Source organism: Leptospira haakeii (assembly GCF_002812045.1).
Classification (GTDB): domain Bacteria; phylum Spirochaetota; class Leptospiria; order Leptospirales; family Leptospiraceae; genus Leptospira_B; species Leptospira_B haakeii.
Map to the genome: position 1 here is coordinate 93195 of NZ_NPEG01000008.1, position 21549 is coordinate 114743.

General features: G+C 41.1%; 18 protein-coding genes. 11 read left to right on the forward strand and 7 right to left on the reverse strand.

Annotation, left to right across the window (positions count from 1 at the left end):
• Window positions 1–48: 48 nt before the first annotated feature.
• From CH377_RS13370 to CH377_RS13390, 5 genes are all read right to left on the reverse strand, one after another.
• The gene (locus tag CH377_RS13370) at window positions 49–1275 is read right to left on the reverse strand and encodes an LL-diaminopimelate aminotransferase (protein WP_100724282.1); all 1227 of its coding nucleotides are present in this window, start codon (window positions 1273–1275) and stop codon (window positions 49–51) included.
• A gap of 4 nt (window positions 1276–1279) precedes the next feature.
• A complete protein-coding gene (locus CH377_RS13375; RefSeq protein ID WP_100724283.1) occupies window positions 1280–1639 on the reverse strand; it encodes a DUF2203 domain-containing protein in 360 nt (119 codons plus the stop codon).
• 10 nt (window positions 1640–1649) lie between these two features.
• Complete coding sequence (gene pyrB, locus CH377_RS13380; protein WP_100724284.1) at window positions 1650–2576, reverse strand: aspartate carbamoyltransferase; 927 nt, start codon at window positions 2574–2576, stop codon at window positions 1650–1652.
• Window positions 2577–2788: 212 nt separating this feature from the next.
• The gene (locus tag CH377_RS13385) at window positions 2789–5914 is read right to left on the reverse strand and encodes an efflux RND transporter permease subunit (RefSeq protein WP_100724285.1); all 3126 of its coding nucleotides are present in this window, start codon (window positions 5912–5914) and stop codon (window positions 2789–2791) included.
• A gap of 11 nt (window positions 5915–5925) precedes the next feature.
• Window positions 5926–6732, reverse strand: coding sequence for a fatty acid desaturase family protein (locus CH377_RS13390; RefSeq protein WP_243401972.1), 807 nt, complete (start codon window positions 6730–6732; stop codon window positions 5926–5928).
• A gap of 327 nt (window positions 6733–7059) precedes the next feature.
• Between CH377_RS13390 and CH377_RS13395 the strand changes: the two genes are divergently transcribed.
• The 3 genes from CH377_RS13395 to ruvA all read left to right on the forward strand — a co-directional run bounded on the left by CH377_RS13395 (window position 7060) and on the right by ruvA (window position 9886).
• The gene (locus tag CH377_RS13395) at window positions 7060–8166 is read left to right on the forward strand and encodes an MBL fold metallo-hydrolase (RefSeq protein ID WP_100724287.1); all 1107 of its coding nucleotides are present in this window, start codon (window positions 7060–7062) and stop codon (window positions 8164–8166) included.
• Window positions 8167–8258: 92 nt separating this feature from the next.
• Window positions 8259–9239 (forward strand): hypothetical protein, encoded by a 981-nt coding sequence (locus CH377_RS13400; RefSeq protein ID WP_100724315.1) that lies wholly within the window; start codon window positions 8259–8261, stop codon window positions 9237–9239.
• Between the two features lie 11 nt (window positions 9240–9250).
• A complete protein-coding gene (ruvA, locus tag CH377_RS13405) occupies window positions 9251–9886 on the forward strand; it encodes a Holliday junction branch migration protein RuvA (protein WP_100724288.1) in 636 nt (211 codons plus the stop codon).
• A 168-nt stretch (window positions 9887–10054) separates the two neighbouring features.
• Here the strand turns inward: ruvA and CH377_RS13410 are convergent, their stop codons facing one another.
• Window positions 10055–11194: a DUF819 family protein gene (locus tag CH377_RS13410; RefSeq protein ID WP_100724289.1), complete on the reverse strand. Its 1140-nt coding sequence runs from the start codon at window positions 11192–11194 to the stop codon at window positions 10055–10057.
• A gap of 357 nt (window positions 11195–11551) precedes the next feature.
• Between CH377_RS13410 and CH377_RS13415 the strand changes: the two genes are divergently transcribed.
• On the forward strand, window positions 11552–11998 hold the full coding sequence (locus tag CH377_RS13415; RefSeq protein WP_100709324.1) for a DoxX family protein: 447 nt from the start codon (window positions 11552–11554) through the stop codon (window positions 11996–11998).
• Window positions 11999–12086: 88 nt separating this feature from the next.
• Here the strand turns inward: CH377_RS13415 and CH377_RS13420 are convergent, their stop codons facing one another.
• Entirely contained in the window at window positions 12087–13571 is a 1485-nt protein-coding gene (locus tag CH377_RS13420) for a sulfurtransferase (protein ID WP_100724290.1), read from the reverse strand.
• Window positions 13572–14023: 452 nt separating this feature from the next.
• On the opposite strand from CH377_RS13420, the gene sucC reads away from it, so the two are divergent.
• From sucC to lpxB, 7 genes are read left to right on the forward strand one after another with little or no spacing between them, the layout of a single operon-like run.
• Entirely contained in the window at window positions 14024–15196 is a 1173-nt protein-coding gene (gene sucC, locus CH377_RS13430; RefSeq protein WP_100724291.1) for an ADP-forming succinate--CoA ligase subunit beta, read from the forward strand.
• Between the two features lie 26 nt (window positions 15197–15222).
• Window positions 15223–16107: a succinate--CoA ligase subunit alpha gene (sucD, locus tag CH377_RS13435; RefSeq protein ID WP_100724292.1), complete on the forward strand. Its 885-nt coding sequence runs from the start codon at window positions 15223–15225 to the stop codon at window positions 16105–16107.
• A 29-nt stretch (window positions 16108–16136) separates the two neighbouring features.
• Window positions 16137–17735, forward strand: a complete 1599-nt coding sequence (locus CH377_RS13440; protein WP_100724293.1) for a TolC family protein — start codon at window positions 16137–16139, stop codon at window positions 17733–17735.
• 18 nt (window positions 17736–17753) lie between these two features.
• Window positions 17754–19184, forward strand: coding sequence for an SH3 domain-containing protein (locus CH377_RS13445; protein ID WP_100724294.1), 1431 nt, complete (start codon window positions 17754–17756; stop codon window positions 19182–19184).
• Window positions 19185–19209: 25 nt separating this feature from the next.
• On the forward strand, window positions 19210–19449 hold the full coding sequence (locus tag CH377_RS13450; RefSeq protein WP_100724295.1) for an FmdB family zinc ribbon protein: 240 nt from the start codon (window positions 19210–19212) through the stop codon (window positions 19447–19449).
• 2 nt (window positions 19450–19451) lie between these two features.
• Window positions 19452–20306, forward strand: a complete 855-nt coding sequence (locus tag CH377_RS13455; RefSeq protein ID WP_100724296.1) for an LpxI family protein — start codon at window positions 19452–19454, stop codon at window positions 20304–20306.
• On the forward strand, window positions 20254–21531 hold the full coding sequence (gene lpxB / locus CH377_RS13460; RefSeq protein WP_100724297.1) for a lipid-A-disaccharide synthase: 1278 nt from the start codon (window positions 20254–20256) through the stop codon (window positions 21529–21531). The genes CH377_RS13455 and lpxB overlap by 53 nt, the downstream gene beginning before the upstream one ends.
• Window positions 21532–21549: the final 18 nt, after the last annotated feature.

Below are 21549 nucleotides of genomic sequence, written 5' to 3' on the forward strand. Positions count from 1 at the left end.
AGGGTCTCGAAATGTATATTCTCTTTTTTTTAGGGAAAAGCGCCCTGATTACAGAGCGCTGATACGACGAATTGCTTCGATCACATCGTCTTTTTTTCCGAAGGCGGAAAGTCTGAAATAACCTTCTCCTGCAGGTCCAAAACCTGAGCCTGGAGTTCCTACCACCTGAGCCTTCTCCAATAATTGGTCGAAGAAATCCCAAGAACTAAGATTATTCGGGGTTTTGAGCCAGATATAAGGAGCGTTCACTCCTCCGAATACATCGTATCCGGCCTTGATCAATCCTTCGCGGATCAATTTAGCATTACTCATATAAGTATCGATGCTTGCTCGGATTTCTTTTTTACCTTGAGGAGAATAGATTGCCTCGGCCGCTTTTTGGGTCACATAAGAAACACCATTAAATTTGGTGGTATGTCTTCTGCTCCAAAGTTGCCCTATGGAAACTTTCTGGCCGTCTTTTGTTTTGCCCTTTAATTCTTTAGGGATTACGATATAAGCACAACGAAGCCCAGTAAATCCTGCGGTTTTGGAGAAGGAACGGAATTCTATTGCGACCTCTCTTGCTCCTTCTACTTCGTAAATGGATCTTGGAACTCCCGGTTCAGAAATAAATGCTTCGTAGGCAGAATCATAAAGAATGATACTATTATTCTTTTTAGCGTATTCCACCCAAGCTTTGAGAGATTCTTTAGAAGCCACCGTCCCGGTTGGATTATTAGGAAAACATAAATAGATTAAGTCCGGTCTTTCTTTCGGGAAATCAGGTTGGAATCCATTCTCTTTCGTGGAAGGCATATAGATCAAATTAGCATATCTTCCGTCGGGACCTGCTTCTCCAGTTCTTCCTGCCATCACGTTTGTGTCCACATAGACTGGATATACAGGATCTCCGATCGCAATCTTTGCATCTTGGGAAAATATTTCTTGGATATTTCCGCAGTCACATTTGGATCCGTCGGATACGAAAATTTCACTCTCGTCCAGTTTTACACCCAGAGGCGCATAATCATTATCTGCGATCGCTTTGAGTAAGAAAGAATATCCTTGTTCAGGTCCATATCCGTGGAATCCTTCAGGAGTTCCCATTTCTTTGGAAGAAGAAACAAGTGCATCCACAACGGATGGAGCCAATGGAAGAGTAACGTCACCGATCCCAAGTCGGATGATCTTTGAGTTAGGATGTTTTTCGGAATAAACTTTTACTCTTCTTGCAATCTCCGGGAAAAGATATCCCGCTTTTAATTTCAGATAATTTTCGTTTATATTCGCCATTGAATTATTCGTAGTCCTCGTCTATGTTTTGGATCGGTTTGCGTCCTGCAAAACCCTCGTCGTATCCGTGTTCGAAAAGAAGGTCTTCTTCTCCCAGATGCCAACAATAATAACCTTTTCCGTTATCGAAGTCCACGAGCCAAAGCCCTTTGACCTCTATACCAAGTTCCCGGATTTTTCCGGACCATTCCACCAATAGTTCTTCAACTTTGGCTTCCCTGGCTTCTTGCTCATTTTCTTGGTATAAACCGTTTTTCAGTTCTTGGTGAACCTTTCCCACGGTTTCGTAAAATTCTTCCGTGATAGATCTGACATAGGGTAGAATTTTACGTGCTTCTTCGTATGTCCAGATCTTACGTTCCATTTTACTATGTTTAAAAACGAACGCCCAGCGAAAGACAGAGTAACGTCATTCTACTCACCACTCCGTATTTTGCCTGACGGAAGTATGCTGCGTTCGGAAGATCATCCACGTCTGTAGAAAGTTCATTCACTCTTGGAAGAGGATGCAGAACAGTGGTTTCTTTTTTAGATGCAAGTATCAATTCTTTGTTCAACTTGAAGGATTCTTTTAATCTTTCGTATTCTCTATGATCCGGAAATCTTTCTTCTTGGATACGAGTCACATAAGCAATATCGCATTCCCAAACTTTTTTGATATCGTCCGATTCTTCGAAAGTGATAGGGAATCCATCAAGTCCCTTCTTATAAGACTCAGGAAGAGAAAGTTCAGGCGGAGAAATCAGATATAAGTGAACTTTATAATGACGTAATAGATTGATCAAACTATGGATCGTTCTTCCATATTTCAGATCTCCGATGAATGCAAGAGTGAGTCCGTCCAATTTTCCTTTTTCGGAAATGATGGTGTATAGGTCCAAAAGTGCTTGAGTCGGGTGTTGTCCTGCTCCATCTCCTGCGTTTATCACAGGAATTTTAACTGCACCAGCAGCAATTCTGGAAGAACCTTCGACTGGATGTCGGATCACCGCGATATCTGCGTAAGCTTCTACCATTTTCATGGTATCGTATAAGGTCTCGCCTTTGGAGATGGAAGAAAATTGGAAACCTACTGTGGAGATTACCCTTCCCCCCAACCTTTCCATGGCGGCCTCGAATGAAAGTCTCGTTCTTGTAGAAGCTTCGAAAAAAAGAGAAGCCAGAAGTTTACCTTCTAAAATCCCAAAGGCCTTATTTTGCTCCACCAGCCTTTCCATCTCTCGAGTTCTCTCGACTAAAAAGTCTAGATCCTCTTTGGAGAACTGGTCTGTATCCAGGATGTTCTTATGCTCGTACGCCATTTTCTGGACAGATTGATGCGAGGTGAAAGGGAGGCAAGAGAATTAAAAGGAAGCGTTTCACACAAAGAAACAGAGCCAGAAAGAGACACAGCGTTTTATCACACAGAGCCACCAAGACACAGAGTCGGGTTTACTAAAATTCAAACCCCTCTGCGGTTCTGTGCCTCTGTGTGAAAAAGTCTCAGAGCTTTTTAAACCTCTGAGACTTACTCTTAATGGTGCTTAGGGACCGGCTTAGTTGTAAAACCTAACTTAGTTCTCAAATTTGAGAATACTGAAAGTGTTACAGGAACATAAAGTAAACTTCCGAGAGTTCCAAATCCAAGTCCCCAACCTAAAGCCAAGGTCATTGGGATCAATACCGGATCCGATCCACCCACACTATATGCTGTAGGAAGAAGTCCCGCAACAGTGGTCAAGGTAGTCAGTAGGATAGGACGGAACCTTCGGCGACTTGCTTCGAGTAAGATCTCATCCAAAGGTGCGTTGGAAGATTTGCGTATCGAATCGATACAATCCACAAGCACGATGGACGCGTTTACCAAAACTCCAGCAAGTCCGATGATACCGATCATAGCTAAGAAGCTGAATGCCTTTCCGGATAATACAAATCCTGCTACGATCCCCACAAATCCAAGTGGGATTGTACTCAAGATCAGTATAGGCCTTACCACATTCTGCAAAGTTAATGCAAGAATGATAAAAATGCCAAGTAAGGCGATGAGCCCGGCTTTCCCAAGAGAGGCCATGGATCTTTGTGTGTCCTTCTCCTCTCCTCCGAATACGATAGAAACTCCAGGATATTGTCTCTCGATCAAAGGTTTGAACTCGTCGATCACCTTTTGGTTTGCTTCTCTGGAAGTCATACCTGTTTCGATCTTGATATCCGCGTTCACAGTGACAGCTCTTTCGAAATCCCTATGTGAAAGTAATTCAGGAGAATCCTTCAGATCCATTCTGGAAATTTTTGCAAGGTTAGTGATATTTCCTGCTTTGTTCCTAAGTGGAATACTTTTGACTTCTTCCGGATTTTTACGGAAGTTCTTATCATACATCACTCTCAGATAAATTTTAGTTTTACCTTGCCGAACATTACCTGCTCTTTCTCCGTCGTATGCCGTCCTCAGCATATTTGCGGCGGAGAAGGTAGACACTCCGGTAAAACTTTCCAGCCCTTCGTCCAACTGGATGTACATCTGTTTTCGTCCATTCCTATAATCGTCACGAACCGAGTGAACCCCTTTGATCCCTTTTAAGAAAGATTGCAGATCTGCTGAAACTTTTTTAAGTACTTCATAATCTTTTCCTAATACACCTATCGTAATCGGTGCTCCGATCGGAGGAGCCATTGCCATTTCCTCCAAATAGACATCGGAGAGTCCCGGTGTTTTTCGAATATCATCCTCGATGGAGGCTAATATTTCGGAGGCTTTTCTCACCCTTTTCGATTCCGGGGTAAGATATACCATGATCACTCCCAAGTTCTCTCCGAATCTGGAAAGTGGATCATCTGGATCCGTTTGTTGCACTCCGATCTTGGTGGAATAGCTTACCAATTCTTCTTTAGGGATCTTTTTCAAGATCTCTTCCATATATTTCATCTTATCTCTAGTTTGGAAGATACGAGAAGAAGGAGGAAACTCTGCCTTGATCAAGAAGATCTCAATATCTTCTTTCGGGAAAAGAATAAAGTCCATTTGGGACATTACTCCGCAAGAACCCATGACCACGAATATGATCGCAAAGAATGATTTGTTTCGATTTCGGATCGTCAAAGCAACGAAATCCGCAAACCTCTCCTCCATTCTTGCAAAGAATGCATCCAAGGATTTTCTGAACTTGGAGGACCTCTTCAATTCATCCGGAGTTTTTGCGAATGCCGCAATTCTTGCCGGAAGAAACAAGAAGGACTCAATCAAACTCGCAGTTAATGCGATGATCACCACGAGCGGGATCTGCCAGATAAATTTCCCCATGATCCCTGCCATGAATAACATCGGGAGGAATGCGGCGACGGTAGTAAGATAAGATCCGAAGATCGGCACCAACATCTCTGTAGTTCCTTTCAAGGCGGCAGATGTTTTATCCATCTTCTCACCCAAATAAGTATAGATGTTTTCCGAAATTACGATGGAGTTATCTACAAGCATCCCGAGCGAGATGATAAGTCCCATCATGGAGATCATGTTGAATGAAACATCAAAGAAAGGAAGTGCTGCAAATGTCATTAGCATCGACAAAGGCAATGACATAGAAGTCAAAGTTGCCGTTCTAAAATCTAAGAACAAAAACAAGATCCCAAAAACGATCAAAAATCCGATAAGTGCGTTAGAAGAAACCACATTCAATCTGTTCTTGGTTCTTTTGGCCTCATCATTTAATTTGAATGTTTTAATACTTTCAGGATAAATTTTTTCAAGTTCCTTTAGTCTAGCTTGGACATTGTCTGCGACTTCAATTGCATCTGCTCTTTCCTTTTTGATAACGGAAAGGACCAAGCCCTGCTGACCATTTGCAATCGCAAGGAATCTAGGATATTCGAATGTATCTTCAACCCTTGCCAGATTTCCGATACGAACAGTGGAAAATATATCATTCGTCCTGACCGGGATTTTTCCTATCTCAGTAGGATTTTTAAATTCTCCATCGATCCTGAGATCAAACGCATTCTCAGAATCCACGGAACCCGCAGGCAAATTAATATTACGAGTTCGGATCGTTCTTGTGATATCGGAAAGATCCAATTGGTATTGTTTCAACCTGTCCGCATTTACAAGTATATGCCATTCTCTATCACGTTTTCCGAATACGTCCACTCTGGCAATCCCTGGGATCTTCTCCAATTCCAGTTCTATAAATTCAGCGATTGTATGAAGTTCTATTTCGTCCTTACCACCATAAACGGAAAAGTCCATGATCGGGAATGAACCTGATTTTCTTTCCGTAATCTTAGGTTTTTCAGTTACCTGCGGAGGAAAATCGGAGATAGCATTGTCTACCGCTCTTCGGATCTCATCCAAAACTTTTTCCGGATTTTTCTCCTCTAAGCTTACTCGAACATCTATATCCGAAACGGAGTTACGGGAGAAGGAACGGATCTCGTCTATACCGTCTATCTCCTTTATTTTTTCCTCGATTGGATACGTTACCCGTAATTCCACGTCCGCAGGAGAAGCTCCCGGGAATTTTGTGGTGATTACGAGTTGTTTCATATCCACATTCGGAAAAGCGTCCCTACGTAAACCGCAAAGGGACATTCCCCCTGCAGCAACGATGAATATGACTCCCAAATACATGAAGAGTCTATTGTGAATGAAAGATTGTATTATCGTTCTCATATGTTTTCTTTTTATTTAGAAATTTTTCCATCCAAAGGTTCTAAGAGCCCGCCCCATTGGCTCCATGCTTGTTTCATAAAACTTTTGTCCCAGGTTTCTCCGCAAACCTCCATTTGTTTCGGTAATCGATCCCAGGAACATCCCGGGAATCTATGATGAATCCTATGATAATTAAAATGTAAGAAGAAAGCACTTACCGTTTTCGGTAGAGTTAAATTAAAGGCCGAATTTTTATCATTAATTTCTTTCCCGTAATGATACGCATTATCGAAAAATGATATAAAAAAAGATCTACTCAAAAGTAGGAATACCAACAAAGGCCAATTATTTCCAAACAACCAGAAAGAAGGAATATAAAGTGCCAATATCCATAATATATCTTTTCTCAGTTCTTCCAAAATTTCAGGCCGATAGATCCATTTAAAAAAACCTTCTTCAATAGGATACTCGATGAATCGATCCACGATCGGTTTCGTCCAACGAGAAGGTAATGAAAGTAAAAGCCCAGTCCCAACTTCGAAAATGTAAGTCGCTACAGTAATCCTGAAATAATAATTCAAACTCTGGAACCATCTTGGTTTTCGAGAATTTGGATTATAAAACTCAATCCGATCTCCAGGTTCTCTATTGAACTTATGATGCATCAGATGACTACATTTCAAAACCGAATAAGGAGCCCCGAACACGATACAAAGAAACCTTCCCCAAAAATGATTCTGCTTTCTTTCGTTCGAAAAATTCCCGTGGATACTTTCGTGGATCAGATTCCAAAAAGTATAGGATACTGGCCCTAAAGCAAAAGCAAAAACCCAAGCCATCCAATTGGGAAAACCACCAAATAATAGACCCAATGGTAACAAAAAATGGAAGCTTATAAATAAAAATAGGACCAAAAGCGAAAGTATTCTATTTTTCGCAAATGGCAGGTCCCTGATCTGTATTGAAGCTTCCATTTAGGATAGAACGGGTGAGAGCTGAATTTTCTGCAAGCAACCTGCTAAACTAAGGTGCGGCGACATCGGTCGGTTTGAAAAAAAATATACCGATCTAATGCGGCCCAGAAGAATAGAAATAAATTGATTAAGCCTATTTCTTTTAGAAAAAATTAGGCTCCAAAAATGTTACAATAGGTCCAAAACAACAATATGACTTTAATATTCCATTCCGCGACTCTCTTACTCGCAATTTCATTATTTTATTGTTTTCCATTGGATCCGGACAGAGTAAAGTCCCCCAGTTATAAAGAAGGCAGATATCATAATTTAGATCCGGATGAAGAATTGCAGGGAAAGTCCCCATTGGCTATCTTACGTTGGAAGCTTTGGGGACCTAAAGATCCTCCTGCAGTAGAAGGACTCACAGAAGAACTCCCAACAGTTCTGGAAAGAAACTCTAAAGACCTGATCGCTCCGGAAGGAAAGGTAAGAGTAGTATGGTTCGGACATGCCACAGTTTGGATCTCTTCTACTAAAAATGGAAAAACAGTAAACGTCATGACTGACCCTATCTTTGACGCTCCAATCTTAGTGACTAGACTTGTCAAACTCCCTATTCCAAAAGAGGATCTTCCTCCGGTCGACTATGTAGTGGTAAGTCATGCTCATAGAGACCATTTGGATAGAGATACATTAAGATATTTAAGAAGTAAAAATCCGAACGTACAGATACTTCTTCCTTCCGGAATGAAATCATTTTCAGAAGAAGAAAATTTAGGCTCCACTGTTTCCCAAGAATTAGGCCGGGTGAGCACTAAGGGATCCGTAAAGATCACATTTCTACCCGCCCACCACTGGAGTAGAATGGGAATCTCCGACACAAACCAATACTTCTGGGGAAGTTATTCTTTAGAAGCCCAGGGAAAGATCATCTACTTTGCGGGAGATACTGGATATTCTTCTCATTTTAAAAATATCTCGGAACGTTTGGGAAAACCTGTGGATCTTGCACTTCTTCCGATCGGAGCTTATAAGCCTAGATGGTTTATGAAATACGCACATATCGGACCAGAAGAAGCATTGATGGCGACCAAGGATCTAAATGCAAAGTCATTCGCACCTATCCACTGGGGAACATTTCCTTTAGGAGATGATCTACCTAAGGAGCCTATGTTGGACCTCAAACAAAGGTTGTCCTTCCCCTCTTCTCCAGATACAAAAGGGATCAACCCTCCTTCCGATGGAATTTCCTGGGGAAATAAGGACGGGGTCAAAATTGTACCGTGGACTATTGGAAGCGGGATAGACCTGGAATGATTTGGAAATTTTTATCCTAAGAAAAAAAGGTGCCTCCCGGAACTATTCCTGAATTCTGGCATAGAACTGTGTCCAGGAGGCTTCCTTCCAAAATGAGATCCGAAATTAAATCGTCATCTTTTATCCATTATATTATTTTAATACTACTGACCTTATCCACTTCCTTATTTGCCGTAGGGGGAGAAGAAAAACTAACTCCGCTACAGATAGCTCAGCCAAAAGGAACTTCTCAGCCCGGAGAAGCTAAAAAAGAAGAAAGAAGAGTGGACCAAAGAAAAGGTCGTTGGTCCTTCCAATGGGGTTATAATAGAGACTCATATACCCAAAGTGATATTAATTTCAAAGGACCTGGATATTCTTTTACCTTAAAAGATGTGGTTGCCCGGGACAAACCGGAAAGATTTTCTACAGATGTTTATCTAAATCCTTCTCTTTGGGAAATCCCTCAGTATAATTTTAAACTTACTTATTATCTCACGGATAACCTATTCATTGCGTTCGGCCAAGACCATATGAAATATGTAATGTCCAGAGGACAGGCTGCAAGCATCAGCGGATATATAGATCCTAATGCAATAGAATGGGCGAGGCTTCATACTTCTTTCGAGTCTGCACCTTATGCATTACTATTTCCGAATAATATAAATCAATTCGCAGGATACCATGGAGGAGAAACGGTCAATATCTCTCCTGACTTCCTGAAATTCGAACACACAGATGGACTGAATTATCTATTCGTAGATCTAGGTTACATAGCACCTCTTTGGGTTTCTCCAAACGGAGAGAACGCGCTTAGCTTAGTAGGTTCTGTTGGAGCAGGACCAGTGGTTTGCAGAAGTGATGTGAGGCTTTTCGGAGAAGGTCATAATAATAGATTCCACCTTTCCGGATATGGAGTTTCAGGATATTCGGCACTTAGGATCGACTTATTCAAATCCTTCTTCTTCGAATTCGGAGCAAAAGGTGGATATATAGATCTTACAAGTATCTATACCACCGGAACATCTAAAGAGCGCGCCACTCAGAATTTCGGATTTGTGGAAATGATTGCCTCCGCAGGCATCACTTTTTAAACTTTCCCGACATGATCTCCGGACTACAAGGTTCCATTCGAAAATTAGAAGTAGGCTCCGTAAACTTAGATGTTCACGGAGTAACTTATGAAATCGTAATTTCATTCAAGACCTATTGGGAGCTGAAAGAATTCCAAACTTCTGCAAAAGAAGTTCGGCTACATATCCATCATTCTATCAACGAAAGAGGACAAAAACTTTTTGGATTCCTACAAGAAAGGGATAAAGAATTTTTCAAAGTGATGAAAGGTCTGCACGGGATCGGAGAAATGACCGCACTCAAGGTGCTCTCCTTTTTCAGTCCTTGGGAATTGCATAAGATCGCATCATCCGGAGAAGCAAAGGATCTAGAAAAAATTCCAAAGGTCAGAGCCAAAACTTCCGAAAAAATCTTTTTCGAAGTAAAACAAAATCTCAAAAAACTGGAGCTGTTTTTGGAAGCAGGTCCAGAAGATCCTTCTATCCCCGAAACTTCGAAAGAAAGACTTCCTTCTCCTGAAGATCGTTTCAAAGAAACTGCAGTCCAGGCACTTGTTCAGCTCGGTTTCGAAGATAAATCTGCTCTCAAAGAAGTAGAAAAGGTCCTAAAAAAACAAAGTTTTACGGATACAGGAGAACTGATCCGAGAGATATTAAAAAATCTTTAATTAGTTCTGACCTGTTGGAATTCCAACATAGAGATTGAGATCGCCCCCGCCCAAGTTCGGGTGGAGGAGGTGGGCTTGTGGGAGAAGCCATTTCCCCTATATATGAAAATTCCCAAAATTACAACCCAAATTTCCACTCACTGCGCATGTAGGAACTCCAACAAGTCCTCATCTCGCTAAAAACCAATACACCGCTAAACCTAAATAATTCCCCACTGCATAACCGATCAACCCGGTCAAAATTCCTAAAATCAGCACGCCTCTATTACCAATTGCCGCCGCAACCGAAGGTACAAACGCAGGGCCATAAATACTGGAAACAGAAGTGATAATCCAAGTATCCACAGGGATCCTAAATAAAATCCCAAAAAGTAGATGAAGAAGGATCGCAATCGACATGGTAGCGAGAACGATCAACAGAACACCTGAAGCTCCCTTAACTAAACTTCCAAAATCCGCCAAAAACCCAATTGCAACGGAGAATATTAGAATAAAATAATACCCAACCGGATATGTATTTAAATTTCTTACTTTTTTAGAGAATGAAATCCCGATTCCCCAGGTAGTGATGCCTAGTAAGATCAAAGGTGCAGAAGAAGTCCCTAAAACCACTTGGGAAATCCCAAGGGAAGCAGCAAGTCCCAAAACGGAGAGAAAAATCCCGATCAATAGACGTAAAACAGGATTTTTAGGAGAAACCTGGACTTCCGAAAAGACTTCTCCTTCTTCTCCGCTTGCCACCTCAGGCTTTAGGAAAATGGAATATACTTTTTTGGAAAAGCTAAGAAGGAATAAAAGATAAGTTCCACCTATCAGAAGATCCACCGTGTTCACAAGTGCGATCGTCGCCTTTCCGGTATCCAAAGCTAAACCGATTGCATTCGAATTCGGAGTTCCTCCAGTGTATAAACCGGCAAGCATTCCACCTATTTTAGAAGATTCGGGATGTAAGGAGCTTAAGAAAAATCCCACGGAAACGGAAGAGATCGCAACTGCAATGCAAGATAGAAAGAAGGAGAATAATGCAAGTTTTGCTTCTTTAATACCTCTTCCAAAATCGGAAGAAGCAAGCAGGAGTGGGATTGCGATCGGGATAGAAATTTCGGAAATTGTTTCGGCAATCTTCTTAGGCAAAAACTCGACTGGAATTAAGTTCCCCAATATAATCCCGGAAGCGTAGCATAGAACGACAGGGCCGAAAAACCCCAACCATTTATACTTTCCGGAAAGACTTCCTGCAAGCCATGGGAATCCGAGAACAAATCCTAAAAATAAAACAGAGATTATCCAATGGACTACTTCTGACATCTTCTCTCCTGATCTTTTCCGAATGTATCGAAAGATCTCCAGGACCATCCCAAATCCGATCGTCATAAATAACAGATTAAATTCTGCTATATTGAATTTTGGTAAAAATTCAGATCAATAAACTGGGCCATAGAATCATATTCTGATCATCACTAAAAGTCGAAAATTTCCTTCTAAATCAGCGTTTCTTGGCAGTTTATCCCAGACAAATTTCAGATCTGGAGTTCCTACCTGAAAAAATTTCCGATTTTTGGCCGACCCTGGTGAAAAAAACTTGTAAGAAATACTTCATATTCAAAGTAATATACTTTAATATTAAACTATTAATTCCTAAATTAATAGAAGGAAGTGTTCAAAATGTTAGAAACATTATTAGCAACCAGCAACGATATCGTTCCTCTGGTCTTAAGATTAACCCTCGGGATCGTAATTTTCCCACATGGTGCTCAAAAATTATTGGGCTGGTTCGGCGGTTACGGATTCAAAGGAACTTACGGTTATTTTACTCAAACTGCAGGTCTTCCAGGAATCATTGCATTCTTAGTTATTATTGGTGAATCATTCGGTTCAGTAGCGTTAATCCTCGGACTACTTACCCGCGTCTCCGCAATCGGTATCGGTATTATCATGCTTGGAGCTGCCCTACTCGTTCATAGAGAACATGGATTTTTCATAAACTGGTTCGGAGCTCAAAAAGGAGAAGGTTACGAATTCCAAATATTAGCTATCGGACTTGCAATTGCTCTAGCAATCGTAGGTGGAGGAGCTTACTCCTTAGATCTAGCAATCCTTTCCTCACTTTAAGATTAATGTCTCAGTGAACTCCGTGCACTCTGTGCGAAATCATTTAAGGTTCGCACGGAGCACACAGAGAACACTGAGGTTTTCAGAACTAATATTTATAAGCCTTATCTTCCGCCTGAGCCTTACGAGTTGTATTCGAAGTCGGATCAATATCCGCCTGAGCCACGGTAACATAGGGGCTTCCAGTTCCACCGGAAGAATGTGAATTATAATTAATGTTCCCGCCAGGAGCATAACTCAAATCCGCAGTGTCCGTTCTGAAAGGAGAAGTTAAAGAAAGTTTATTAAAACTAGTTCCTTCTGTAGAATCAGGATATTCTGCAACAAGAGAGGTCCATTCCACTAAAGAACCGTCATAGAATACAGTAGGATATCCTAATATATTCTGAGAAACAAATCCATTTACTTGCGCTTCAAAGTTTGTTCTACATTGAGAAACGATTGTAGCTCCCGCAGTATAACCTGCTCCTCCAGTTCCAGTATTCGCAAAAATATCTGTTAGAGTCGCCTTATCTTTAAATCTATATCCTGTAGTGGAGGTATCTAATAGAGAAGCCCAAGGAAAAGTTTTTGCTCCTTTGATCCTGGTTTCAAACAGAACATATTTTTTAGGAGTTCCACTCACACCAGCAGCAGGGGCACCAGAATCATTCCAAGCGGTTGTGATATGGTTTACTCCTGAGTTGGTAATTCCGGCAGTTTGCTCGAACTGGTTCGTAGGTCTTGCATCCACAATGATCTGAGTTCCAGTAAGTCCGCTGATGGAAGCACTTCCATTATTCTTAGCGATCTTAATAATATCCTCTAGAGTAAGAGTGATGATCGTATTATCCACACGAAGTTGTTTTACACTGAAATTCCCATTTTCATTCGGAGCAATATCCTTACTTGCGGAAAGGTAAGTCGCATTCGTAAAATTTGTCCTGATATCCCCGTTCAGGATCGCGAGATGTTTTATATCCGCTCCCCAATATCTTAGCCAATAAATTCCTCTGGTAATATCCTGGGTTTGGCTTCCATTCGTATAAGCGGTACCGTTATTATTCGCAGATCCAACCGCAAAAACTACCAGGTCTTTATTCAAATTGATCCCGAATACTTTCAGCCATTGGTCGACAGTTTGGCCATCCGCTTGGTAACGAACCGAGTTACGAATAAGTCCAGTATCTCTTTGTTGGTTAAAACGAAATCCAGCTTGGAAATCATCCAAATGGTATACATAGACTCCGTTCGCATTGTCGGACTTGATATAGGATCTCCCAGTTGTATCCCCTGAAAAATTATTCGCAAGACTACTCTGCAAGATCACAAGTTTTCCGCTGATATGAGATGGCTTTTGGTTTTGCCAATCGCTCACCCATGATTCCAAACGAGAAGAAGTTACAAGCCCCCATTCGTTATCACCGTAAGAAGCAGCAGATTCATTCGTTAAATCCGTCGCGGAACTGACTGGAATAGAATTTCCTAAACCGGCCAATACTGCTAGAGCTGAATTTGAATCACTACCTCCTGAATCACAGGAGACAAACGCTCCCAAAAATAGGCTTACCAGCCCAATATAGATCACCTTCATTTATATTTCTCCTAACGTGGCAAGCCACGAGTTAGCCCTTTTTGGTTAGAATGATCCTAAAAATCAGGCGAAATATACAATATAGCAGAAAATAAGATGTAATAACGGAAAATATATTGGCTCAGTTTCTAAAGTATTGTCACAGAAATGTCTGGAGAAATCAGTATGGGGGAAGACTCCCCCACGCTTCAGCCGCAACTGCGTCTTCCGCTACCCCCTCTCCGGGGAGTCTTTCAGCTCGAACCCCCGGACCCAAAATTGTTTTAAAAGTATAAATTATAAGTTCACGCAGAGGCGCGAGGCGCAAAGAATTTTGAACTAAGGTTTATCCATGCATTTCCAAGCCCATGTGGGAACTCCTACCGAAAGGGGATGGACAGGATTCTTCCAGGTAAAATCCTTAGAAAAAGCATTCCAAACTGAACTCACATCCAAAAAAACAAGGTTGATTCATGAAAATTCACGAGTACCAGGCCAAGGAAATCCTGAGACGCCATAACGCCAAAGTTCCTTTCGGCGTAGTAATTGATAAAAAAGAAGACGGTGCAAAAGCCCACGAAGAAGTTTCTTCCAAAACGGGAGCATCTGTTGTAGTCGTTAAAGCCCAAATCCATGCCGGTGGTAGAGGAAAAGGCGGCGGAGTTAAAGTTACCAAAACTAAAGAAGATGCATTAGCGGCTATCGATAAGATCCTAGGCATGCAACTTATCACTCCTCAAACTGGACCTGAAGGTAAAAAAGTTTTAAAAGTATATCTCGAGCAAGGGATCAATATCGCGAAGGAATTTTATTTAAGTGTATTATTAGATCGCGCGATCCGCAAAACAATCATCATGGCTTCCACTGAAGGTGGAATGGAGATTGAAGAAGTTGCGGAAACTCATCCTGAAAAAATCCTGAAGATCGCTGTAGATCCAGGTATCGGATTACAACCAAACCAAGCTTCTCAACTTGCTTTTGACCTTGGACTTCCTGCAGAATCCCATAAATCTTTCAAAGCTCTTCTTACTTCCGTTTATAATGCTTATATTAAAGAAGATGCATCTTTATTAGAGATCAACCCTTTGATCCTTACTAAAGAAAACGAGATCATTGCAGGTGACTGTAAGATCGACCTAGATGAGAACGCACTATATCGCCATCCAGAAAACGCTGCATTCAGAGACGTTTCTGAAGAAGATCCTTTAGAAGTCCAAGCTAGCGAATATAATATCAACTATGTTAAGTTAGATGGAAACATCGGTTGTATGGTTAACGGTGCTGGTCTTGCAATGGCAACCATGGACATCGTTAAACTTGCTGGTGCTGAACCTGCAAACTTCCTAGACGTGGGCGGTGGAGCTAACGTTACTACTGTTACTAACGGATTCAAACTTATCCTGGGAGATCCAAACGTAAAAGGGATCTTCATTAATATCTTCGGAGGGATCGTTCGTTGTGACCGAGTTGCTCTGGGGATCATCGAAGCTGCTAAAGCAGTGAACATCAATGTTCCATTAGTAGTTCGTTTGAAAGGAACCAACGCTGAAGAAGGTAAAAAAATCCTGAACGAATCCGGTCTAAACATCATCGGAGAAGAGGATCTTCGCACCGCGGCTAAAAAAGTGGCAGATGCCATTAAATAAATAACATAAGGTTAACTTAATATAACATGGCAGTATTAGTAGATAGCAATACAAGAGTTGTAGTTCAAGGGATTACCGGTAAAGAAGGTTCTTTCCACGCGACTCAAATGATAGAATACGGAACTAGCGTTGTAGGAGGAGTAACTCCTGGAAAAGGCGGACAAAACGTAGAACTCGCCGGTAAAAACGTTCCAGTGTTCAATAGTTTAAAAGACGCGATCGTTAAAGAAGGAGCAAATGCTTCCATCATTTTCGTTCCGCCTCCATTCGCAGCAGATGCGATCTTAGAAGGTATCTTCAACGAAATCCCTCTTGTGGTTTGTATCACCGAAGGAATTCCAACACACGATATGCTTAAGGTTTATAGCGCGCTTCGTAATTCCAAAACCAGATTGGTTGGACCGAACTGCCCTGGTGTGATCTCTCCTAAATACAAAGTTAAAATGGGGATCATGCCTGGTTTTATTCACCAAGCAGGAAATGTAGGGATCGTTTCTCGTTCAGGAACTTTAACTTACGAATCAGTTGCACAGTTAACCCAACATGGTTTGGGACAGTCCACTGTGATCGGTATCGGTGGAGACCCGGTTCCAGGAATGAATCATACGGAAGCAGTTAGACTTCTGAATGAAGATCCTGAAACTAAAGGTATCGTAATGATCGGAGAGATCGGCGGAACTTCAGAAGAAGAAGCTGCTGCTTATATCAAAGCTCATGTTAAAAAACCTGTAGTAGGATTTATCGCGGGCCAAACTGCACCTCCTGGAAAAAGGATGGGACATGCTGGCGCGATCATTAGCGGAGGAATGGGAACAGCTTCCTCCAAGATGAAAGCTATGCAGGACGCAGGTATTTCTGTTTGCCAATCTATCGCCGAAGTTGGCGAAAAAATGAAAAAAGCATTAGGTTAATCTAATACTTTAGATCGGGAGGAAAGGTTATGAAATTAGAAAATGGGAATTTTTGGACCAAAACAATAAGCGGGAAGACTATCTCTGTCTTTTTGGTTTCGAGCCTCATCCTCCTTTCGGGATTTTCCGGAGTATTCTCCCAAGAGAATAAATCCGGAAAGGTCCTGAAGTTAACTACCGAAGAGACGGTAAAAAGAGCTCTTGATAGTAACTTCAAACTACAAAATCTTAGATACGAATTGGCAAAATCCGATTCAAGCTACCTGAAAGCAGAATCCCAATATTCTTGGAGATTAGTAGCTGACGGAAGTTTCAGACAAACAGTTCTTCCTTTGAACCAGAACAACGTCTTTAGTGGAACAAAAACTTCAGATGATACGATCAAAGGGGGGATTGAAAAAACAATTCGTACCACTGGAACCTACTTCAAGTTAGAAGCGGGAAACAGACGGTTCGACTCGAACGCTTTCGAGGATAAGAGTAACCCTCTTACTGCAAGTTTCGCAGGACTCGCTCTTCCTCCACTTTATACCGGATTTATCACTGCTACAGTTTCCCAAGACCTATTGAAAAACTCATTCGGTTATAAGGGAAGAAACCAGGAGAAGATCCTGGACAACCAAAAAGAAATGGCAAAAAGCCAAGTTTCTCTTCAAATCTCAGAAGCGATCGTTGGATCACTTGTGGATTTCTGGGACTATTCTGTTAAATTACAATCCCTAAAAACATTCCGCAGATTAAAAGAGAACGTAAGTAATATTAGAAATCTTACAGTACGTAAACAAGGTTTAGGACTTTCGGAAGGATTTGAAGTCAACCAATGGAACGCTCTACTCGCACAGGCAGATAGCCAATTAGAAACTGCAGTTGTTCAAAAAGACGAGGCAAAAAGGAAATTAGCTCGTACTTTAAAATTAGAGAATGACTCTGATCTTTCGGAAGAAACAGACCTTATGGAAGAAATTCCTGAAAAACCTGACTATACTAAAGATTTAGAGATCGCATACAAAAAGAGAGCGGATTATCTAAACGCAGTCAGAGAAAAAGAGATCGCTGAACTCATGCTAAAGAACGCAAAAAGTGATCAGTTACCTGCTCTAACTCTTTCCGGTTCTGCTTCTTCTCAAGCTCAAACGATCACAAGCCCTGATAAAAATTTTACAGACGCAACTGACGGAGTTCAGTCTGCGCGTTACAAAGACTTTAACGGAAAAGTAAGTTTCTCTTATCCATTATTCGATAAGGGAGTCGCTGCGGGAAGAAGAGATTCCGAGATAGGAGTTCGCCAAGCTACTCTAAAAGAGAACGAAGTTAAGAATGAAGTAAGAGACGATCTTAGAGGAAGGATCGATTCTTTAGAAGCTAGTTATAAAATTTATAAAAATTCCATAGTCACCGAAAAAGAGACACAAAACTATTATAGCGGTGTGGTCCGAAGCTTCCAACAAGGAAGAGCGGATGCAGTCGCAGTTAAAAATGCTTTGGATACTTTGGTGAGAGACCAGCTCAGTCTTACTCAAGCAAAAGTGAATTTTAATATAGATCTAATGAGATACTATATCGCAAAAAATATGCTTTTGGAAAGATTTGATCTGGATGCGGAAAAACTTATTCCGCACTTGGAATAATAGGCTTCGTAGTTCTCATTGAAACGCGGATTTTTCCTTTCTATATTCGGGATTGCATTATTCGGGCTAATCGTTTGGCTTACCATTCGTTTTTGGCCTAAACCTTCCGACACTATTTACGAATATTATAAAAAGGAAAAATGGGAGAAGGTAATCTCCCTAGTAAAAAAGTCCGCCTCCCCTACTCCGGAGGATCTTTTTTACGGTTCTCAATCCCTTCTTAGATTAAATGCGGAGCTGATCACTAAGGACGCAGAAGACAGATCTAAAATTTCCGCAAGACTCCAAAAAGAAAACGGGATTGGTTCAGGAAAATCTTTAGAATCTAAGGGAGAATTTCCCGTATTCGAAGACCCCTTTATTCTCCAACTCAGACCAGGCGGATATTGGAGACAAAAAGCAATTCTATCCAGAGTCGAGATCGCAGGAGAATGGGAAGATGATATTCTATTCTTACGAGATCTGAAAGAACTGCTCCGAAGTAATCCAGTCACGTTAGGAATTTCTTCTTATTCTTCCGTTCTGAAAAAAGTTTTAAGAAGAGAAACAAAACTTTCCGACGGAGACCAAATCAAACTTTCCGAGTTATTGGGTTTTCTTTCCGTAAGAGAAGATTCTACATTACTCGGTTCTAGATTTAAGAACACTGGAGAGAACACAAATCTAAGAACTGGTCCTGGAACCGAGAATCCCGGTAAGGCTCGTTTAAAAAAAGGACTCTTACTTTACGCATTAGATAAGGACCCTCGTTCAGAAACAGTCCAAGGAAGAAAAGGAAACTGGGTCCAAGTATATATTCCTGAGTTACAGATCTCAGGCTGGATCTTCTCACATTTTTTAGAAGAAGATCCCTATCCTTCTACAAAAGCTGAAGACACATTTGCGGAATTCTCCCAATCCGAAAAAAGCCAAGCTTGGGACTTTGCATTCTGGACAGAAGATAAGATCCCTCCAGGATTTCATGGAGAATATATACCGACTGAAAAGTTAGCCTTGGATGGGGATTACGGAATCGTATTATACAAATCTAAAACTGGAAAATACAAAGAGATCTGTAGGATTGTAGAAGAACCTTTTAGATCCTTAGAATTTTTAACAGCAAGTTTAAGCGGAGAAGAGCCTGTTCCGATTTTTAAACTGTATTCGGGAAGACCTGGTGAGTGGAAACCTTCTTACCAAATCGACCTTGACAGAGAGAGTATTTCCATCAATAGGAATAAGTATATACTCGGATCAGGTGGAAAGAAGAGATTTCAACTCGGAATTTTTTCAGTAAACGGGACGATATCAGCGTCTCTATTAGTAGGAGAAAAAACCGTATTACAAGGTATCTCTCCTGAAGAAGAATTAACCTCCACAGAGGGAGTTCTATTCAAACTCTGCCTACAACAAGCGGATAAAAAATCCGATTCGAATGCGGCGGCGTTCCAATTTAAGTTTTTATTTTGATCATAAGATCAAGCGAGGAAAATCAGTGCCTACTTACGATTATAGATGCAAGGCTTGCGGACAAACTTTCGAACATTTTCAATCCATGAAGGACGATCCTATCACTACCTGTCTTCTCTGCGGAAAAACTGGAGAAGTAGATAGATTGATCTCCAGCGTAGGAGGGATCATCTTTAAAGGATCCGGGTTCTATGTAACAGATAATAAATCCTCTTCCAAAAGTTCTGAATCATCCACCGGTTCCTCCGGTTCTACTTCCAACTAAGTTTGGGACGTTTAGGAATACTAGCGGGAGGAGGAAATCTCCCACAGATAGGAATGAGAGAGGCTCTAGCTGCAGGAGAAGATCCATTCTTTCTTTCTATAGCAGAGTCTGACTTTACTCCGGGAAATTACCCGGATAGAGTGATCCCGATCCGTATCGTAAAAATTGGCGGATTATTAAAAGCATGCAAAACTAATCAGATAGATAGACTTCTTCTATTAGGAAAAGTTAAAAAAGAGATTATCTTCAAAAGCCTGAACTTCGATTTAAAAGCGCTAGCCCTTCTCGCAAGAATGGTGAATCGTCACGATTATTCTATCTTCAAAACAGTGGCAGAAGATTTCGAAAAACAAGGAATTCATATTATTTCCCAAAAAACCTACCTGAAGTCATTGCTACTTCCGGAAGGACGTTATACTAAAAGATCCTTGGACAAAAAACAGATAGAAGATGTGATCTTCGGAATGGAATACGCAGAGAAGATCGCTCATCTGGACATAGGCCAGGCAGTAGTAGTAGTAGATAAATCAGTATTAGCGGTGGAAGCCGTAGAAGGAACGGACCAAGCCATTAGAAGAGGCGGAAGTTTCGCCAAAAAAAGAAAGGCAGTAGTTTGCAAAAGTTCCAAACCAAGCCAAGACCCAAGATTTGATCTACCTACGGTCGGAATAGATACCTTAAAAGTGATGAGTGAGAATAACTGCGATATACTCGCCGTTCGAGAAGGAGAAACTATAATTGTAAATCCTTCCGAATTTATTAACCTTGCAGAAAAATTGAAAATCCATATCTTGAGCATCGGCCGTGGCAACGTCTCGAAAATTAACTCTACCCAAAAAAAGCTCCCTAAAGCCTAAGAAGGCCGGAGACAAAATCAGGACGGAAAATTTTTCCGTACCTTCTTCTCCCGTATTTATGATACTAGCCGGAGAACATTCCGGCGATCTATTAGGCGCAGAAGTATTAAAAGAACTTAAAAAACACGATCCAGATCTTACATTTTTCGGGATAGGCGGTCCAAGAATGTTGGAAGAAGGTTTCGATTCCATCGAAGACATGGAGGAACTTTCTGTAATTGGATTTACCGCGGTATTATTTAAATACAAATTCCTAAAAGCCCTGATGGATCGATTGGTAGAAGAAGCTATAGCGCGTTCTTGCACGCATGCAATCCTAGTCGATTATCCCGGTTTCAATCTCAGACTAGCGGCCAGGCTAAAAGAGTTAGGGATCAAAGTTATCTTCTATGTTTCCCCCCAGCTTTGGGCTTGGAATTTTGGAAGAATCCATAAGATCAAAGAATCTATAGATCTAATGTTGGTATTGTTTCCATTCGAAAAGAAGATCTATGATGATTACGGAGTCCGTTCCGTATTTGTAGGACATCCAATCGCTCAAAGGATTAAGGAGAAAATCCGAAAAGAAGCTCCTATTCCCGTGGACGAAAAACAATTAGCTCATCTGCAAACTATCACTCTTATGCCAGGATCTCGCTCTGGAGAGATCCATAGAATGTTGGATACATTACTCCAATCTGCGGCGCTTATCCATAATGAAGCCGAAGCGGAAAAAAAACATGTACGTTTTCTAATTCCAAACATCAACCTAAAAGAAGAAGAATTCATCCGAACTAAAATTAAGGAAACGGAAGAATCTAATCCTGGTATCAAGATCGAATATTTATTCGATCGTTCTTTGAGATGTATAGAAGCTTCCGATATTGTTTTAGTAACTTCCGGAACTGCTACTTTAGAAGTTGTATATTTCGAAAAACCGATGGTGATCTTGTATAAGGTCAGCTTACTCAGCTATTTTATCTCGGCACTTCTGATCCGCACACCTTTCATCGGACTCGTCAATATTCTGAGCGGAAGAGAAACAGTGAAGGAACTCATTCAGGCAGAATGTACTCCGGAAGAAACAGTGAGAGAAACAATGTCCATCCTGAAAAATAAAAAGTACAGGAATCAGATGATAGAAGAGATCCGCTCTGTGAAGGAGTCTTTAGGCGAGGAGCATAGTTCTAAAAACGCAAGTAGAGCGATTCTTCAGTTCTTGAAAGAAAAGTCGCCAGCCGTTTAGGAATTCCAACAAACGGAG

What these genes read in the sequence shown, in the direction of transcription:
- CH377_RS13370 (WP_100724282.1), bottom strand. Translation starts at nt 1,275, where the DNA reads ATGGCGAATATAAACGAAAATTATCTGAAATTAAAAGCGGGATATCTT.
- CH377_RS13375 (WP_100724283.1), bottom strand. Translation starts at nt 1,639, where the DNA reads ATGGAACGTAAGATCTGGACATACGAAGAAGCACGTAAAATTCTACCC.
- pyrB (WP_100724284.1), bottom strand. Translation starts at nt 2,576, where the DNA reads ATGGCGTACGAGCATAAGAACATCCTGGATACAGACCAGTTCTCCAAA.
- CH377_RS13385 (WP_100724285.1), bottom strand. Translation starts at nt 5,914, where the DNA reads ATGAGAACGATAATACAATCTTTCATTCACAATAGACTCTTCATGTAT.
- CH377_RS13390 (WP_243401972.1), bottom strand. Translation starts at nt 6,732, where the DNA reads ATGGCTTGGGTTTTTGCTTTTGCTTTAGGGCCAGTATCCTATACTTTT.
- CH377_RS13395 (WP_100724287.1), top strand. Translation starts at nt 7,060, where the DNA reads ATGACTTTAATATTCCATTCCGCGACTCTCTTACTCGCAATTTCATTA.
- CH377_RS13400 (WP_100724315.1), top strand. Translation starts at nt 8,259, where the DNA reads ATGAGATCCGAAATTAAATCGTCATCTTTTATCCATTATATTATTTTA.
- ruvA (WP_100724288.1), top strand. Translation starts at nt 9,251, where the DNA reads ATGATCTCCGGACTACAAGGTTCCATTCGAAAATTAGAAGTAGGCTCC.
- CH377_RS13410 (WP_100724289.1), bottom strand. Translation starts at nt 11,194, where the DNA reads ATGTCAGAAGTAGTCCATTGGATAATCTCTGTTTTATTTTTAGGATTT.
- CH377_RS13415 (WP_100709324.1), top strand. Translation starts at nt 11,552, where the DNA reads ATGTTAGAAACATTATTAGCAACCAGCAACGATATCGTTCCTCTGGTC.
- CH377_RS13420 (WP_100724290.1), bottom strand. Translation starts at nt 13,571, where the DNA reads ATGAAGGTGATCTATATTGGGCTGGTAAGCCTATTTTTGGGAGCGTTT.
- sucC (WP_100724291.1), top strand. Translation starts at nt 14,024, where the DNA reads ATGAAAATTCACGAGTACCAGGCCAAGGAAATCCTGAGACGCCATAAC.
- sucD (WP_100724292.1), top strand. Translation starts at nt 15,223, where the DNA reads ATGGCAGTATTAGTAGATAGCAATACAAGAGTTGTAGTTCAAGGGATT.
- CH377_RS13440 (WP_100724293.1), top strand. Translation starts at nt 16,137, where the DNA reads ATGAAATTAGAAAATGGGAATTTTTGGACCAAAACAATAAGCGGGAAG.